The following is a 15903-nucleotide window of genomic DNA, read 5'->3' as shown; positions in this document are numbered from 1 at the left end:
ATGCATCCAGCCTTTTCCGTCGTCTTCTTCACAACTGCCACAGGAGCGGGCTACGGCCTGCTGGCGCTGCTTGGCGTGCTTGGCGGACTGGGTTTTATCCCGGCCCATTTCTGGCTCGGCCTTATCGGCATGGGGCTGTCGCTCGGCCTGATCGCCGCCGGCCTATTGTCCTCGACCGGCCATCTCGGCCGCCCCGAACGTGCATGGCGTGCCTTCTCGCAATGGCGCAGTTCGTGGCTGTCGCGCGAAGGCGTGGCTTCGGTGGCAACCTTCATTCCGGCCGGGTTGTTCGGCATCGGCTGGGTGTTCATCGGCCACACCGGAGGCTGGATGGCCATCGCCGGGTTTCTCGCAACTATCGGCGCAATCGTCACCGTCTGCACCACCGGCATGATCTATGCCTCGCTGAAGCCGATCGCGCAGTGGCATAGCCCGTATACGCTGCCGGGCTATCTCATCTTTTCGGCGATGACCGGCAGCGTGCTGTTGAACGCGCTGCTGCAGGCTTTCGCCATCAGCCCGACCGCCGTTGCGGTAGCCGCCCTGCTGCTGACCTTGCTCGGCTGGGGCTGGAAGCTGGCGACGTGGCGATACAATGACGCGCTGGAGATCGCGACCACCGCCAACACGGCGACAGGGCTCACTGGCGGCACAGTGCGCTCGCTGGAATGGCCGCACACCGAGGAGAACTACCTGCTCAAGGAAATGGGTTTTCGGATCGCGCGCAAACATGGCGCAAAGCTGCGGCTGATCACGCAGTTGCTGGCTTTCGCCTTGCCTGCCCTGCTGCTGCTTTCTGTCTTATTCGCTTTGCCCTGGCCATTCGCAGCGGCGCTGTCGGTGCTTGCGGCAATCGTCCAGTTCGCCGGCATGCTGGTCGAGCGCTGGCTGTTCTTCGCCGAGGCCAAGCACACCGTCACCCTCTATTACGGCCGGTAGAGCGTCCCGCCGTCAGGCGGCCCGTGCTCGTGGCGCCGCCGGCAAATCCTTAAGCAGGATTTCGATCGCGGCATCGATTACAGCTGTCCTGCGGTCGTGCGCGTAAAGGCCGTATTGGACCGTGAGCGGCTCGGGCAGGCCGGCTGACGTCTTCAGCACCCGCATCGAAGCGGTACGCACGGATTCGGGCGGAAGCAGTCCAACGCCCAGTCCGTTCTCGATCACGGCCTGAAGGCCGGTGACGCTCTGGCACGACAGGACGATCCGGTGCTCCCGACCGGCGGCAATCAGCGCCTCGATCATCCGCCTGCGCCAAGGGCAGGTTGCGCCGAAGGCGGCGAGATCGAGTGGCCGGTCATGGTCCAGCACATAGTCCTGGGCGCAGACCCACTGCAGTTCGACGTTCCATGTCGTCACGGCATCGGCCGCGACGACGGATGTCGGGGCAATCATGACATCCAGCGCATCCTCGCTCCACAGCCGTCCCAGCGCGACGCTGTGCTCGACCATCGCGTCGAGGCTGATGTCGGGATAGGTGCGATGCAGCCGCCCAAGCGCGGCCGAAAGCGCGGCCGTGGTGACCTCTTCGGCAAGACCAATACGCACGCCGCCTCCAATGCTAGCCTGCTGCAGACGCGCCACCGCTTCGTCGCCGAGAGCGAGGATGCGGGTCGCGTATCCCAGAAAGAGCTCTCCCGCCGCAGTCGGTACGACACCGCGGCCGGTGCGCTGGAACAAGTGCCGTTGGAGCAGGCCCTCCAGCCGGCGCATCTGCATGCTCATCGCCGATTGGGTCTTGCCGGTCTGCGCGGCGACCCTGCTCAGGCTACCTTGCCGGCAGACCGCGACATAGGTGCGGAGAAGGTCGAGGCCGATCTGCTCAGATATCATTTTGTTTGAACTCTGATGTCATAGGTATCAGTCTACAATGATATCTCGCCACGCGCTATCTCACACTCAAGAGAACAGCGCAGGGGAGAGAACCATGAAAGCGATCCGTGTTCACCGCCATGGCGGGCCAGATCTGCTCGCCTACGAAGATGTCGACATCGGCCAGCCCGGACCGGGCGAGGTGCGCGTGCGCAACCGGGCGGTCGGTCTCAACTTCGTCGACATCTATTTTCGCACCGGCGAATACGCGCCGCCCGCTCTGCCATTCATTCCCGGCAATGAAGGCGCCGGCGAAATCGTCGCCGTCGGTGAAGGCGTCAGCGGCTTCGCGCCTGGCGACCGAGTCGCCTATGTCGAGACCCTCGGCGCCTATGCCGAAGAACGCATCGTGCCGGCGCATTTCGTCGTGCATCTGCCCGACGCCATCGATTTCGAGACGGGCGCGGCCATGATGCTGAAGGGGCTGACGGCGCAATATCTGCTGCGTCGCACGTTTCGCGTCGAGGCGGGCCATACAATTCTGGTGCATGCCGCAGCGGGCGGCGTTGGCCTCATCCTGACGCAATGGGCAAAGCATCTCGGCGCCATCGTCATCGCCACGGTCGGTTCACCCGAAAAGGCCGAACTTGCGCGCGCCAATGGCTGCGACCATGTCATCGACTACAGCAAAGAGAATTTCGCCGCACGGGTGAAAGAGGTCACCAACGGCGAAGGCTGCCACGCCGTCTATGACGGCGTCGGCAACGCGACCTTCCCGGCCTCGCTCGACTGCCTGCGGCCGTTCGGCACCTTCGTCAGCTACGGCACAGCGTCGGGGTCGATCCCGCCATTCGACATCATGCTTTTGATGCAGAAGGGTTCGCTGTTCGCCACCTGGCAGTTGCTGTTCCATCATCTCGCCAGGCGTGAGGACGTTGTCGCCATGAGCGAGGATCTGTTCAGCGTTGTCCTCAGCGGCGCAGTGAAAATCCCGGTGCACACAAGCATGCCGCTTGCCGAAGTGGCGGAGGCGCATCGCCGGCTCGAAGCACGGCAGACGACAGGCGCAACCGTGCTTATACCGTAGAAACTCAGCCCGGCCGCAGCATCGAACCGGAAATGGCGAAGATGCGCGCGGCGCCCATCATATAGGCTATCAACGTCTCGCGGCGGAACAGGCCGGCATAGGCGCGGTCGAGCACGTTGAGCGAGCCGGTATAAGCGCCGAAGGCCGGCATGATCATGCGGCCGCCATCGCCGGCAAAGCAGCGCCGCCGCACCGAGCGGCCCTGCTGGACGATGCGGGCGCAAGGGTGAAGATGGCCGGCAACTTCGCCCTCGGTTCTTATCTTCGACGGCTCGTGGCGGAACAGCAGCGAGCCGATAGCGAGTTCGCGCACCGTCTCGCCGGGCAAATCCGCCGGCGCTTCCGGGTCATGGTTGCCGGCGACCCAGAACCAGTCGCGGCCGGCCATCAATGCTTCCAGCCGATCGCGGAAGGTTTGATGCATGCGCTCGGCGCCGCCGCCGTCGTGGAAGGAGTCGCCCAGGCTGATGACGATGGCCGGCTGGTAGTCCGCGATTACCGCCTGCAGCCGGAGCAGAGTGGCGCCGGTATCGTAGGGCGGGATCAGTGCGCCGCGCCTGGCAAAGGACGAGCCCTTTTCCAGATGCAGGTCGGAGACCGCGAGCAGCCTCAGATCGGGGAAATAGAGCACGCCGCGCGAATCACAGACCGCGCGCTCGCCCGCGATGCCGACAAAATCGGCCTCGGCGATCAGCGATGCCCGCGCCAGCGAAAAATTCATTCCTCAACCATCCCAGGACCCATGGCTTCCTCGACCAAAGTCGCGGCATCCATCAGCAGCGTTTCGTCGGCCTCGCCATTCACCGGCATCTTGCCGATTTCGAGCATGATCGGCACGGCCAGCGGCGATATCTGTTCGAGTGCCTTATGCACGATTCGACCCTGGATACGCGAGAGCATGTCGGCAAGTCTGCTGACATCGAGCAGACCGGTCGCCGCGTCGGCGCGCGTCGCCTGCAGCAGGATGTGGTCGGGCTCATGGCTGCGCAGCACGTCATAGATCAGATCGGTCGAGACGGTGACCTGACGGCCGCTTTTCTCCTGTCCCGGGTGGCGCTTCTCGATCAGGCCTGAAATCAGCGCGCAGTTGCGGAAGGTGCGCTTGAGCAGCCAGCTGTCGGCCAGCCAAGCCTCGAGGTCGTCGCCCAGCATGTCCTGGTCGAACAAAGCGCCAAGCGAAGGTTTCCGCGATTTGAACATCGCGCCCATATCGCCCAGCGACCAGATGGCCAATGCGTAGTCGGTGGCGACGAAGCCAAGCGGCCTGGCGCCGGCCCTGTCCAGCCGGCGGGTGAGCAGCATGCCGAGCGTCTGGTGGGCCAGTCTGCCCTCGAATGGATAGGCCACGAGATAGTGACGGTTGCCGCGCGGAAAGGTTTCGATCAGCAGGTCGTCGCGTTTGGGCAATACCGATTTGTCGGCCTGGAACCGCAGCCAGTCCGATACCTGCTCCGGCAGCTTCTTCCAGCGCTGCGGGTCGTCCAGCATGGCGCGCACCTGCTCGGCGAGGTAAGTCGAAAGCGGAAATTTGCCGCCGCCATAATAAGGCACCTTGGCGTCGCTTCCCGGCGCATTCGAGACGAAGCATTCGTTCTCGCGGATGCCTTCGAAGCGCAGCACTTTGCCGGCAAACATGAAGGTGTCGCCATGCGTCAGCGTTTCGAGGAAGGCCTCCTCGATCTTGCCCAGAGCCCGGCCGCCGTGCGAAGCCGAGCCTTTGCTGCCGGCCTTGACGTAACGCACATTGAGCGCCGGCACCTCGATGATGGTGCCGACGTTCAGCCGATATTGCTGCGCGACGCGGGGATTGGAGACCCGCCACATGCCGTCCTTGTTGAGGCGGATGCGGGCGTAGCGCTCGTAGTTCTTCAGTGCGTAACCGCCGGTGGCGACGAAATCGATGACGCGGTCGAATGTCGGCCGGTCGAGGCTGGCATAGGGCGCTGCTGTCAGCACTTCCTCGTAGAGATCGTCGGCGCGAAACGGCGCCCCGCAGGCGCAGCCCAGCACATGCTGCGCCAGCACGTCCAGCCCGCCATCGACCAGCGGCGGCGTATCCTGGGCGCCGAGGTAGTTGGCGTCCAGCGCTGCCCGGCACTCCAGCACCTCGAAACGATTGGCCGGGATCAGGATCGCCTTCGACGGCTCGTCCATGCGGTGATTGGCGCGGCCGATGCGCTGCGCCAGCCGGCTGGCGCCCTTGGGCGCGCCGACATGGACGACCAGATCGACATCGCCCCAATCGATGCCAAGGTCGAGCGTCGAGGTGGCGACGATGGCACGGAGCGCGTTTTCCCCCATCGCCTTCTCGACGCGTCGGCGCTGGGCGACATCGAGCGAGCCGTGATGCAGCGCGATCGGCAAGGTATCCTCGTTGACCCGCCACAATTCCTGAAACAGCAGCTCGGCCTGGCTGCGAGTGTTGACGAACAGCAGGGTGGTCTTGTGGCGCTTGATCTCGCGATAGATTTCCGGCGTCGCATAGCGCGCCGAATGGCCGGCCCATGGCACGCGCTCTTCCGAATCGAGGATCGAGATTTCGGGCTTCGCGCCGCCGGTGACGACGATGAGTTCAGCCATGTCTCCCGGTGGATTCTGGCTGACCAGCCAGCGCCGCAATTCGTCGGGCTCGGCCACCGTTGCCGACAGACCGATCGTCTGCAGGCCGGGCACGATGCTGCGCAGCCGCGCCAGCCCGAGCGCCAGCAGATGGCCGCGTTTCGATGTCACCAGCGAATGCAGCTCGTCGAGCACGACATAGCGCAGATCCTCGAAGAAGCGCCCGGCATCGCCCGCCGCAATCAGCAGCGCCAATTGCTCGGGCGTGGTGAGCAGGATATCGGGCGGCGCCAGCTTCTGGCGCTGTCGCTTGTGGGAAGGCGTGTCGCCGGTGCGCGTCTCGATGGTGACGGGCAGGCCGATCTCCTCCACCGGCTTGCCGAGGTTGCGCTCGATGTCGACGGCCAGCGCCTTCAGCGGCGAGATGTAGAGCGTATGGATGCCGCGCCGTGCCATACCGGCTTTGCGTCTGGGGCGGTTGGCCAGTTCGGTCAACGATGGCAAGAAGCCGGCCAGCGTCTTGCCGGCGCCGGTCGGTGCGATCAAGAGCACCGATTGCCCGGCTTGAGCCTTCGCCAGCAGCTCGATCTGGTGAGCGCGCGGCGACCAGCCTTTTTCGCCAAACCATCTGATGAATGGCTCGGGCAGAAGGACGGCGGCATTCTGTTTGGCAAGGCGCGGCTGCTCGGTCACGCGAAAGAGTTAGCGCGATGGCGCGCGATCGCCAAGGAAAATCGGAACAAAAGGTGATCGGGTGAGCTATCCCTCGCCGCGTTTACGGGGAGAGGATGCCGGCAGGCAGGTGAGGCGCAGCGCGACCTTTCAGTCGCTGGCGTCGCCCCTCATCCGTCTTCGGGCACCTTTCCCCGTGAACGGGCGAGGAAGAGGCGCTAGGGCCGCCGAAACCCAGTCGGCCCGCCATACAGATACCCAATCCGATCAACCGCATCCTTCAGCCCTTCGCGCGAGACCAGCATGGTGTGGCCGTTGGCGTGGATCATTGTCTCGGCGTCGGTCATGATCGCGACATGGCCCTTCCAGAACACCAGGTCGCCGCGTTTCAGTCCGGCATAATCGAATCCCGGATCGAGCGGCTCGCCGAGGCCTGCCGCTTGCATGTCGGAATCACGCAGCACATTGCGGCCGGCCATGCGCATGGCCAGTTGCACGAGGCCCGAACAGTCGATGCCGAAGCCGGAGGTGCCGCCCCAGAGATAGGGCGTGCCGAGAAACATCTCGGCGACCGAGACATAGTCGGCGGCGATGTCACTGACCGGGCAAATATGGCCGGCGATCAGCGCCTCGCTGGAGGGCAACAGCGCATAGTGCGTGCCGCGCGTTTCGGCGGCACCGGTTACCGTCACCGTCGAGCCCATCGACAATTGGCCGCTGATCGGGAAGCGCAGATCCGGGCCAGGATAGAGGAAGGTGCGCGGCGCCGTGACGATGTGGGTTGGCGCATGCTCGCGTGCGCCCAGCATGGTGGCGCCGACATAGCCGACATAGCCGTCGCGTTCGGCCTGGACCCAGGCCCAGCCCTCGGCTTCCTCGAAGACAAGCACATCGTCGCCGAACAGTACCTGCGTGTTGACGCCGGCATCCGGGCGCGGTGCCTTGCGCACGTCAGCCACGGAGGCCGTGATCCGAGCCGGACGGCCGGTGACGAAGCGGTCGGCCGAAACCTCCCCTTTCAGCCTTGCATCGGCGAGGTCGGAACGGAAGGCGTGGAGGCGGGCATCCCTGGCAGTCAAATCGGTACTCGCTCTAATTCATGGATTGATCAGATGGGCAGTTCATGAGCCCTGGCAACGATACCATCCCCGAAGCGCTCGACAAAGAGCGCGCCTTCGACCGTGCGCCGGATCAGCACATTGCGCTTGTCGAGCTCGTCGCGATGGCGTGACACCAGTTTCAGCGCACCCATCGTGTCGAGCGCGCGGGTGATAACCGGCTTGGTGACATTGAGGCGGGCGGCTAGACCGCGCACCGTGTGCGGCGGCGGGTCGAGATAGATGGTGAACAGGATCGCCGTCTGGCGCATGGTGAGATCTGGCGCGCCGGCGCGCACCTGCGACAGCATCACCTGCTGCCACAGCCGCATCGCCTGGCTCGGACGCATCGAAATCGACATCGCCCGAGCATGACGGCAAATTGTTTCGGTTCCGTTTCAGTTTTGGTGGCCGTCTCAGGGCGTCAGGCATAGCGCCTCGAAATGACCCGCTCCAGTGCACGGATGCCTTGCGCCTCTCCGCCGGCGGGTCCGTAGGGGCGATCGGACGGGTTCCAGGCGAAGATGTCGAAGTGCGCCCAGCCCGTTGTCCGTTCGACAAAGCGCTTGAGGAAAAGCGCCGCGGTGACCGAACCGGCGAAGCCGTCGGTGGTGACGTTGTTGATGTCGGCGATCTTCGACGCCAGCCTGGCGTCATAGGGCCGCCACAACGGCATGCGCCACAACGGATCCTCGACGGCCACCGAGGCCGCAGCCAGTTCGGACGCCAGCGCTTCGTCGCCAGTGTAGAAAGGCGGCAGATCGGGACCGAGCGCGACACGCGCTGCCCCGGTCAGCGTCGCCATGTCGATCAGCAGTTCCGGCTCCTCGTCATCGGCCAGCGCCAGCGCATCGGCCAGCACCAGCCGCCCTTCGGCGTCGGTGTTGCCGATCTCGACGGTGAGGCCCTTGCGGCTGGTCAGTACATCTCCAGGCCGGAAGGCGTTGCCGGCAATCGAATTCTCGACCGCCGGGATCAGGACGCGCAGCCGGATCTTCAGCCCGGCAGCCATGATCATCGAGGCCAGGCCCAGCACATTGGCGGCGCCGCCCATATCCTTCTTCATCAAGAGCATGCCCGACGACGGTTTGATGTCGAGGCCGCCAGTGTCGAAACAGACACCCTTGCCGACCAGCGTCACCTTCGGCGCGCCTTCCGGTCCCCAAACCATGTCGATCAGTCGCGGCGCTCCGACCGAGGCGCGGCCGACCGCATGGATCATCGGGAAATTCTGCTTCAGGAGATCATCGCCCTTGATCACCGACACCTCGGCCTTGTGAGTGGCCGCCAGGGTCCGAACCGCCTTCTCCAACTCGTCCGGTCCCATGTCGCTGGTCGGCGTGTTGACCAGGTCGCGCGCCAGGAAGACGCCGTCGGCGATGCCCCGGACACGTCCTGGATCTACGCCGAGCGGCAGCGCGAAACGCAGCGCCTTGCCTGATTTCTTGCCGTAGCGAGTGAAGACGTAACCACCGAGCACCAAGGCTATGACCGCGAGTTCCGGCTCGGCTGGAGCGGCGGCAAAATGCCAGTCGCCTTCCGGCAAGGCTCTCGCCAGCATGCCGACGGCCAGCGCGCCCTCGCCGTCACCGACGCCGAACAAGGCGCCAGCAAGGGAACCGTTGTCGCCCGGGACGGCGAGCGTCCTGCCGGCTTCGCCGGAAAAGCCGTTGGCGGCCGCCCATGCGATCGTGGAAGGCGAAAGCCCCAAGGCCTCCAGTCCATCCCTCGCGACCAGATGGATCGGCAAGGCAGTGTTTAGTGTCTCGACGAGTTCGACGGGCATTCGATGGTCTCCGGGAGGCTTGCAGATCGTCCTCAGTCAAGTGACAGGGACGTCGAATGATTTCAACATCTATACACAGAGCCGGGCATGGGACGTGCCAGGTCAGTGGCTTTCGGCGGGCCGTTCACCGATCCGACGGCTCGCTTTTTAACTGTCCGTTAGGGTTAACAGAATATTTCTGCAGGGATGAAGATGGCCACGTGAATGGCCACGCCCAGAATGGAGAGCCCCGTGCCGATGCCCACCAGCCGAAGGATGAACGTCACGGGCAAACGGTTGGTCACCACAGCGCTGCTGATGGCGCTGGCGGCCGGTGCTGCGGGGTGCGGAACCAGCAAGCTCACGACCGGCTCGATCGGGCGCACCAGCGGCAAACCGCTGGAAACCATGTCGGCCAGCGAGTTGCACGGGGCGACCGGGCGGCTCGGCGAATCCTACGCAAAGAACCCCAACGACAAGCGGCTGGCGACAAATTTTGCGGCGGCGCTCCAGATGGACGGCGATGCCGACCAGTCGCTTGCCGTGATGCGCAAGCTGGCGATCGCCTACCCCAAGGATCGCGACGTGCTTGCCGCCTACGGCAAGGCGCTGGCCGCCAACGGCCAGTTCGAGCCGGCGCTCGACGCCGTGCGCCGGGCGCAGACGCCGGAATATCCGGACTGGCGGCTGATGTCGGCCGAGGCCGCCATTCTCGACCAGCTTGGCCAGAAGGATGAAGCGCGCCAGAACTACCGCAAGGCGCTGGACCTCAAGCCGAACGAACCCTCGATCCTTTCCAATCTCGGCATGTCCTATGTGCTGGAAGGCGATCTGCGCACCGCCGAGACCTATATGCGCTCGGCAGCCCAGCAACCGAATGCCGACAGCCGGGTGCGCCAGAACCTTGCGCTGGTCGTGGGACTGCAGGGCCGCTTCGACGAGGCCGAGAAGATCGCCTCGCAGGAGCTTTCGCCGGAACAGGCGCAAGCCAATGTAGCCTATCTTCGCCAGATGCTTGCCCAGCAGAACGCCTGGAGCCAGCTCAAGGATCAGGACAAGGCAAAGGCGGCGACCAACTGAGCGCCGCATGGGCGCCGGCTCCGCACAGCGCAAAATCCGTCCACGCATCAACGCTGAAAACCAAGAGCCGCACTGCATTGGCAGTGCGGCTCTTTGTATGGCTGCAACGAGGCCTACTGGCTTGAGGAATTGTGCTGGTCGCCGAAGATGCCGCGCTGGCTGACCTGAATGCCGGCTGGGCCCAGAATGATGGCGAACAAAACCGGCAGGAAGAACAGGATCATCGGCACGGTAAGCTTCGGCGGCAGGGCGGCGGCCTTCTTCTCGGCTGCATTCATGCGCATGTCGCGGCTTTCCGCGGCCAGCACGCGCAATGCGTGCGCCACGGGTGTGCCGTAGCGTTCCGCCTGGACCAGTGCCTGGGACACTGACTTCACCGATTCCAGGCCGGTACGAGCCGACAGGTTTTCATAAGCCTGCTTGCGTTCCTGCAGGTAAGAGAGTTCGGCATTGGTCAGCACGAATTCCTCCGCCAGCGCCACCGATTGCGAACCGATCTCCTCGGAGACCTTGCGCAAGGCAGCCTCGACCGACATGCCCGACTCTACGCAGATCAGCATCAGGTCGAGCGCATCCGGCCACGCCGCCTGGATCGACTGCTTGCGCTTGGCGGCACGATTGTTGACGTAAAGGATCGGCGCGTAGAAGCCGGCGTAGGCGACGAGAATGCAGACGAACAGTTTCGCGAAGGCCGGCCGGTCAGGCAGTCCGCCGAGCACGAACAGATAGATCGCTGCCAGCGCGAAACCCACAAACGGCAGGATCAGGCGGAAAAACAGGAAGCGCGTCAGCGGGTTTTGGCCACGAAAGCCCGCCACCTTGAGCTTCTGCAACGTGCCCTCATCGGCCAACGCACGCCGCAGGTCGAGCCTGTCGACGATGTTGCGCATGCCGATCGACTGCTCTTCGCGCAGCCCCTTGCGGCGGCGATCGGCTTCGTTGGCAAGCCGCGAGCGCTGCTTGGCGCGCAATTCGTCACGCTCCAGCGCCACCGATTTCATGCGCGCCTTGAGCTGATTGCCGCCAAGCGCCGGCAGCAACGTGAAGACGGTCGCGAACACCGCAACGCCGACCAGCAATGCGATCAGGAAGGCAGGATCGGTCAGCGATTTTACGACTTGGTCGGTCATCCGTTTTCAGTCTTTTCGTTCGAGCTTTCCAAGGTGGGCCTAAACTTCAAAGTTCATCATCTTGCGCATCACCAGAATGCCGATCGACATCCACACGCCGGAACAGCCAAGGATCAGATTGCCGGTGCTGGTGGTGAACAGCGGCATGATGTAGTTCGGGCTCGACAGATAGACGAGAAGGGCGACGACAATAGGCAGCGCGCCGATGATGACGGCCGACGCCTTCGCTTCCATGGACAGCGCCTGGACCTTGGCCTTCATTTTCTTGCGATCGCGAAGCACGCGCGAAAGGTTGCCTAGCGCCTCGGAGAGATTACCGCCGGCCTGTGACTGGATCTGGATAACGATTCCGAAGAAACTTGCCTCGCTGCACGGCATGGTCTCAGCCATGCGCAAGGTGGCGTCGGGGATGGACATGCCAACCTGCTGCGAATCGACGATCCGGCGGAACTCGGTCTTGACCGGCTCCGGCGATTCATTGGCGATCAGGCGAATGGCGTCGTTGAGCGGCAGGCCGGATTTGACGGCGCGCACGATGATGTCGAGGGAGTTGGGAAATTCGTTGAGGAACGCCTTGACCCGGCGCGCGCGGCGAAACGAGACGAACCAGCGCGGCAGGCCGAGCGCGCCGGCCAGAAGCGTACCCGGCAGGACAAGTAGCGGCGCGCCGGCGAGATAGGCGAGCACCGTCAGCGCGATGCCGCAAATGACGGAGTAGATATAGAAACGCTCGATCGAGACCTGCATGCCGGCCTGACGAATCTGGGCCTTCAACGGCGGCTTCTTGACGGCGAGTTCGTTGGTTTTCTGCTTTTCGTCGAGCTGTTTCAGCGTGTCCTGGACAGATTTACGCCGCTTGACCGCCTCCGCGACACGGTCGCGCGAAGCCTTGACGACCGAACGATCGGTCTCGGCGGCCTTGATCGTCTCGAGCCGCTTGCCGGCCTGCTTCTCGTTGCTCATCTTGGTGAACAGGAAGGCATAGGCGACCGCACCGGCGCTGAAGCCGGCGAGCACGATGAACGCCAGTACGGTGGTATCAATTCCGAACATCGACCTCAGTCCCCACGCCTCGATATGCGTTAGTCAGCGCGTTTCTCCATCGATTCCAGAGCATTGGCGAGGCGCTGTTCCTCGCCATAGTAGCGGGCGCGATCCCAGAAATGCGGACGGCCGATGCCGGTCGACACATGCTCGCCAAGCAGCCTTCCGTTCGAGTCCTCGCCCTTGATGTTGTAGAGCACGATGTCCTGCGTGATGATGACGTCACCTTCCATGCCGATCACCTCGGTGATGTGGGTGATGCGGCGCGAGCCGTCGCGAAGGCGTGCTGCCTGGATGATGACATCGACGGAGCCGACGACGATTTCACGCACGGTCTTCTGCGGCAGCGAATAGCCGCCCATGGCGATCATCGATTCGATACGGTTCAGGCATTCGCGCGGGCTGTTGGAGTGGATCGTTCCCATCGACCCGTCATGGCCGGTGTTCATCGCCTGCAGCAGGTCGAAAACCTCCGGTCCGCGCACTTCGCCGACGATGATGCGTTCGGGCCGCATGCGCAAGCAGTTCTTGACCAGGTCGCGCATGGTCACCTCGCCTTCGCCCTCGAGATTGGGCGGGCGGGTTTCGAGACGTACCACGTGCGGCTGCTGCAGTTGCAGTTCGGCCGAGTCCTCGCAGGTGATGACGCGTTCCTCGCGGTCGATATAGTTGGTCAAGCAGTTGAGCAGCGTCGTCTTGCCGGAGCCGGTACCGCCGGAGATGACGATGTTGCAGCGGACGCGGCCGATAATCTTGAGTATCTCGGCGCCCTGCGGCGAGATGGCGCCGAACTTGACCAGCTGATCGAGCGTCAGCTTGTCCTTCTTGAACTTGCGGATGGTGAGCGCGGTGCCGTCGATGGAGAGCGGCGGCGCGATCACGTTGACGCGAGACCCGTCAGGAAGACGAGCGTCACAGATCGGGCTCGATTCGTCGACGCGGCGGCCAACCTGGCTGACGATGCGCTGGCAGATGTTGAGCAGCTGCTGATTGTCGCGGAAGCGGATGCCGGTCTGTTCGACCTTGCCGTTGACTTCGATGTAGACGTTCTTGGAGCCGTTGACCATGATGTCGGCGATATCGTCGCGGGCGAGCAGCGGCTCCAGCGGCCCGTAGCCTAGCACATCGTTGCAGATGTCGTCGAGCAACTCTTCCTGCTCGGCGATCGACATTGCGAAATTTTTGATGGCGATGATGTCGTTGACGATATCGCGGATTTCCTCGCGCGCGCTCTCGGGATCGAGTTTCGCAAGTTGCGACAGGTCAATGGTGTCGATGAGCGCGGAGAAGACCTGGCTCTTGGTGTCGTAGTAGGTTTCGCTTTTTTCGCGCTGGATCTTTTTTGGCGGCTCCGGCGCCATCGACGGCGCCTCAACGGCACGGCGAGTTGGCGGCGTTGCCAGCGCTCCCGGCGGCGGCGCTGCCGGGGGTCGGGCAAGTACCGCCATGTCCGCAGGCGTTGCAGCAGCCGGCGCCGCTGACGCTGGCTGACGGAACTCCGGGGTGAACCGGCCGCCGTCGTCGGAGCCTCTTTTTCCAAACATGATCGACTACCAATTTCGCTTGAGAAGCGTCATTTCTTGTTACGCGAGAGCTTACCGAGGAGGCCGCCAAGGCCTGCCTTCTTCCTGGCCTTGATTTCGCTGCGACCGGTCAGCACGTGCGCGATTTCGTTGATCATGCCGACGACCGGGCTCTTGGGATCCATCTCGCCCAGCATGCGGCCGTTGTTCGCGGCATTTCCAAACAACAACGGGTCGAAGGCGATGACCGACATCGGCGTGAGGCTGAGCGGCTCGGCGAAGTCGGAAGCGGAAATCTCGGGCCTTTTCGGCACGCCGGCCTGATTGATGATCAGTTTCGGCGGCGGATCGTTCGGGCGAAGCCGCGTCAGCATATCGACCAGATTCTTGGTGTTGCGCAGATTGGCCAATTCCGGCGTCGCAGTGATGACGATCTCGTCGGCCTTGATCAGTGTGTTCTTGGTCCAGCCCGTCCAGATATGGGGGACGTCGAGCACCAGCAGCGGCACGCTGCGCTGGGCGGTATCGATGAGTTGCGTGAAGGCATCGGGATCGAAATCATAGACACGTTCGAGGGTGGAGGGCGCGGCGAGCAGCGACAGATGTTCGGCGCACTGGGCAAGCAGACGGTCGAGATAAACCTCGTCGACGCGTTCGGGCGAAAACACGGCCTCGGCGATGCCTTGCGCAGGGTCCTGGTCGAAGTTTATGTTGGCCGTCCCGAAAGCCAGGTCGAGATCGGCGACGACCACTTCCGACTTGAACAGCGATGACATCGCCCACGCCACATTGTGGGCGATGGTCGAGGAGCCGACGCCACCCTTGGCGCCGACGAAGGCGATCGAGCGGCCGATCGGCTCGGCTTCCGGATCGACGAAGATCGACGAAACCACCGAGACAATATCGGCCATCGACACGGGCGCGATGACGTATTCGGAAATACCGAAGCGGATGAGTTCGCGGTAAAGACCGACATCGTTGTAGTGGCCGATCACCACGACTTTAGAGGAGGGATCGCAATATTCTGAAAGCTGGGCAAGCTGCTCCAGCAACTGCTTCGGTTCGCTGCGCGACTCCAGAAGGATGAGGTTCGGCGTCGGCGCGGATTGGTAGAATTCGATCGCCGTGGCGATGCCGCCCATATGCACTTTCAGATGCGCCTTGGCCATGCGGCGATCCTCGCCGGCCCGCTCCACCGGATGCGCGACACCTTCCGTCTCGCAAAATGCCTGGATGGAAATACGCGGAACCGGCCGCAGCGCCTGCATCGCGGCAATATCCAATTGCGAGCTGTCGCCGCCGTCTACGGGCGTATCGTAGGCAAGATTGCTCATTGTCATGCTCTTTTCCGTGACTTCTCTTCCGGTCTCTACGCGGGACCGGCGCTCCTAGTACGTCACTTCCGAATTGCCGAGGAACTCGTCCGAAATACCTCTGCCGCGGTAGACGTCGATCACCGCGCCGCGGTTCTCGGCGTCGATGTCGGACGACTTTCTTGGCCCGAGCAGATCGGTCGGATTGGCGAGTTGCGCGGCGAGGTTGTTTTGAGACGAGCAGCCGTAATCGGCGTAGTGCTTGTTTTCGGAGGTTTCGAGGATGTCTTCGGGCCAGCGCCCGCATTTGTCGGTCTGGGCTCTCACCGAAATATAGGAAACGCGGATAGGCGCCGACGCTTCCGGGGAAACCGACTGGTAGGAGGTCACCACGATCCGGTTTAGCTTGATGCCGCTGGCAACCGCCAGCCTTGCGAAATCGCGCGCCGCGGCAGTCGCCGCGACCTCATTAGCCGAGCCGATCGGGGTTGCGATCGTCAGCGCCGGGGCAGCGCTCTTGTCGTAACCGTCGAGGAAGCCCAGAAGCGTGTCGCGCTGCGAGCCGGTCATGCCGCGATCGCCGGCGCCGACCGGGAGGTCGAGCTTCTGATTCTTCTCAGCAATTACGATCGGATGCGTGGTGCGATAATCATCGGGAATCGCCCCAACCGTGATGCTGTCGCGCTTAGCGCAACCGGCAAGCGAGGCGGCGATCGCGACCGCCAGGATCGGCATTGCCGATCGGCGGATCCGGCCACGGCCAGACCATGCCGTTGCGGCAATCGCCAGTACCTTTGATGCTGACTGAGACATGTCCGCTTCCC

General features: G+C 63.5%; 15 protein-coding genes. 4 read left to right on the top strand and 11 right to left on the bottom strand.

All coding sequences use genetic code 11. The features are described 5' to 3' along the window. Complete coding sequence (locus NKJ76_RS09870; protein ID WP_352537304.1) at window positions 1-939, top strand: dimethyl sulfoxide reductase anchor subunit family protein; 939 nt, start codon at window positions 1-3, stop codon at window positions 937-939. A gap of 12 nt (window positions 940-951) precedes the next feature. Here the strand turns inward: NKJ76_RS09870 and NKJ76_RS09865 are convergent, their stop codons facing one another. After that, a complete protein-coding gene (locus NKJ76_RS09865) occupies window positions 952-1830 on the bottom strand; it encodes a LysR substrate-binding domain-containing protein (RefSeq protein ID WP_352537303.1) in 879 nt (292 codons plus the stop codon). A 94-nt stretch (window positions 1831-1924) separates the two neighbouring features. On the opposite strand from NKJ76_RS09865, the gene NKJ76_RS09860 reads away from it, so the two are divergent. Continuing rightward, complete coding sequence (locus NKJ76_RS09860; protein ID WP_352537302.1) at window positions 1925-2896, top strand: quinone oxidoreductase family protein; 972 nt, start codon at window positions 1925-1927, stop codon at window positions 2894-2896. Window positions 2897-2900: 4 nt separating this feature from the next. On the opposite strand, the gene pdeM is transcribed toward NKJ76_RS09860, so the two are convergent. Beyond that, window positions 2901-3617 carry a ligase-associated DNA damage response endonuclease PdeM gene (gene pdeM / locus NKJ76_RS09855; protein ID WP_023669598.1) on the bottom strand — a complete coding sequence of 239 codons (717 nt, stop codon included), beginning with the start codon at window positions 3615-3617 and terminating at the stop codon, window positions 2901-2903. Next, window positions 3614-6103, bottom strand: a complete 2490-nt coding sequence (locus NKJ76_RS09850) for a ligase-associated DNA damage response DEXH box helicase (RefSeq protein WP_352537340.1) — start codon at window positions 6101-6103, stop codon at window positions 3614-3616. The genes pdeM and NKJ76_RS09850 overlap by 4 nt, the downstream gene beginning before the upstream one ends. Here NKJ76_RS09850 and NKJ76_RS09845 point away from each other — a divergent pair. Next, window positions 6011-6205, top strand: coding sequence for a hypothetical protein (locus NKJ76_RS09845; RefSeq protein ID WP_352511137.1), 195 nt, complete (start codon window positions 6011-6013; stop codon window positions 6203-6205). The genes NKJ76_RS09850 and NKJ76_RS09845 overlap by 93 nt on opposite strands. A 140-nt stretch (window positions 6206-6345) precedes the next feature. Here NKJ76_RS09845 and NKJ76_RS09840 read toward each other — a convergent pair whose 3' ends face one another. The 3 genes from NKJ76_RS09840 to NKJ76_RS09830 form a co-directional block, all read right to left on the bottom strand. After that, the gene (locus NKJ76_RS09840) at window positions 6346-7206 is read right to left on the bottom strand and encodes a C40 family peptidase (RefSeq protein ID WP_352510956.1); all 861 of its coding nucleotides are present in this window, start codon (window positions 7204-7206) and stop codon (window positions 6346-6348) included. Window positions 7207-7235: 29 nt separating this feature from the next. After that, window positions 7236-7586 (bottom strand): MarR family winged helix-turn-helix transcriptional regulator, encoded by a 351-nt coding sequence (locus tag NKJ76_RS09835; RefSeq protein ID WP_023669596.1) that lies wholly within the window; start codon window positions 7584-7586, stop codon window positions 7236-7238. A 62-nt stretch (window positions 7587-7648) separates the two neighbouring features. Next, entirely contained in the window at window positions 7649-9010 is a 1362-nt protein-coding gene (locus NKJ76_RS09830; protein WP_352510957.1) for a leucyl aminopeptidase family protein, read from the bottom strand. A gap of 237 nt (window positions 9011-9247) precedes the next feature. Between NKJ76_RS09830 and NKJ76_RS09825 the strand changes: the two genes are divergently transcribed. Beyond that, window positions 9248-10069: a tetratricopeptide repeat protein gene (locus NKJ76_RS09825; protein WP_352510958.1), complete on the top strand. Its 822-nt coding sequence runs from the start codon at window positions 9248-9250 to the stop codon at window positions 10067-10069. 113 nt (window positions 10070-10182) lie between these two features. Here the strand turns inward: NKJ76_RS09825 and NKJ76_RS09820 are convergent, their stop codons facing one another. From NKJ76_RS09820 to NKJ76_RS09800, 5 genes are read right to left on the bottom strand one after another with little or no spacing between them, the layout of a single operon-like run. After that, a complete protein-coding gene (locus tag NKJ76_RS09820) occupies window positions 10183-11199 on the bottom strand; it encodes a type II secretion system F family protein (RefSeq protein ID WP_023703460.1) in 1017 nt (338 codons plus the stop codon). A gap of 39 nt (window positions 11200-11238) precedes the next feature. Beyond that, a complete protein-coding gene (locus tag NKJ76_RS09815; RefSeq protein WP_023703461.1) occupies window positions 11239-12252 on the bottom strand; it encodes a type II secretion system F family protein in 1014 nt (337 codons plus the stop codon). 29 nt (window positions 12253-12281) lie between these two features. Next, on the bottom strand, window positions 12282-13787 hold the full coding sequence (locus tag NKJ76_RS09810) for a TadA family conjugal transfer-associated ATPase (RefSeq protein WP_023738191.1): 1506 nt from the start codon (window positions 13785-13787) through the stop codon (window positions 12282-12284). A 29-nt stretch (window positions 13788-13816) separates the two neighbouring features. Then, complete coding sequence (locus NKJ76_RS09805) at window positions 13817-15100, bottom strand: CpaE/TadZ family protein (RefSeq protein ID WP_023681982.1); 1284 nt, start codon at window positions 15098-15100, stop codon at window positions 13817-13819. Between the two features lie 54 nt (window positions 15101-15154). Continuing rightward, window positions 15155-15892 (bottom strand): CpaD family pilus assembly protein, encoded by a 738-nt coding sequence (locus tag NKJ76_RS09800; RefSeq protein WP_023681983.1) that lies wholly within the window; start codon window positions 15890-15892, stop codon window positions 15155-15157. Between the last annotated feature and the right edge of the window lie 11 nt (window positions 15893-15903).

The sequence above is a fragment of the Mesorhizobium sp. M0029 genome, assembly GCF_040323735.1.
Classification (GTDB): domain Bacteria; phylum Pseudomonadota; class Alphaproteobacteria; order Rhizobiales; family Rhizobiaceae; genus Mesorhizobium.
This window is presented reverse-complemented; position numbering and strand designations above follow the sequence as displayed.

Coding starts and splice junctions, on each gene's coding strand:
- NKJ76_RS09870 (WP_352537304.1), top strand. CDS start 1: ATGCATCCAGCCTTTTCCGTCGTCTTCTTCACAACTGCCACAGGAGCG.
- NKJ76_RS09865 (WP_352537303.1), bottom strand. CDS start 1,830: ATGATATCTGAGCAGATCGGCCTCGACCTTCTCCGCACCTATGTCGCG.
- NKJ76_RS09860 (WP_352537302.1), top strand. CDS start 1,925: ATGAAAGCGATCCGTGTTCACCGCCATGGCGGGCCAGATCTGCTCGCC.
- pdeM (WP_023669598.1), bottom strand. CDS start 3,617: ATGAATTTTTCGCTGGCGCGGGCATCGCTGATCGCCGAGGCCGATTTT.
- NKJ76_RS09835 (WP_023669596.1), bottom strand. CDS start 7,586: ATGTCGATTTCGATGCGTCCGAGCCAGGCGATGCGGCTGTGGCAGCAG.
- NKJ76_RS09830 (WP_352510957.1), bottom strand. CDS start 9,010: ATGCCCGTCGAACTCGTCGAGACACTAAACACTGCCTTGCCGATCCAT.
- NKJ76_RS09825 (WP_352510958.1), top strand. CDS start 9,248: ATGCCCACCAGCCGAAGGATGAACGTCACGGGCAAACGGTTGGTCACC.
- NKJ76_RS09820 (WP_023703460.1), bottom strand. CDS start 11,199: ATGACCGACCAAGTCGTAAAATCGCTGACCGATCCTGCCTTCCTGATC.
- NKJ76_RS09815 (WP_023703461.1), bottom strand. CDS start 12,252: ATGTTCGGAATTGATACCACCGTACTGGCGTTCATCGTGCTCGCCGGC.
- NKJ76_RS09810 (WP_023738191.1), bottom strand. CDS start 13,787: ATGTTTGGAAAAAGAGGCTCCGACGACGGCGGCCGGTTCACCCCGGAG.
- NKJ76_RS09805 (WP_023681982.1), bottom strand. CDS start 15,100: ATGAGCAATCTTGCCTACGATACGCCCGTAGACGGCGGCGACAGCTCG.
- NKJ76_RS09800 (WP_023681983.1), bottom strand. CDS start 15,892: ATGTCTCAGTCAGCATCAAAGGTACTGGCGATTGCCGCAACGGCATGG.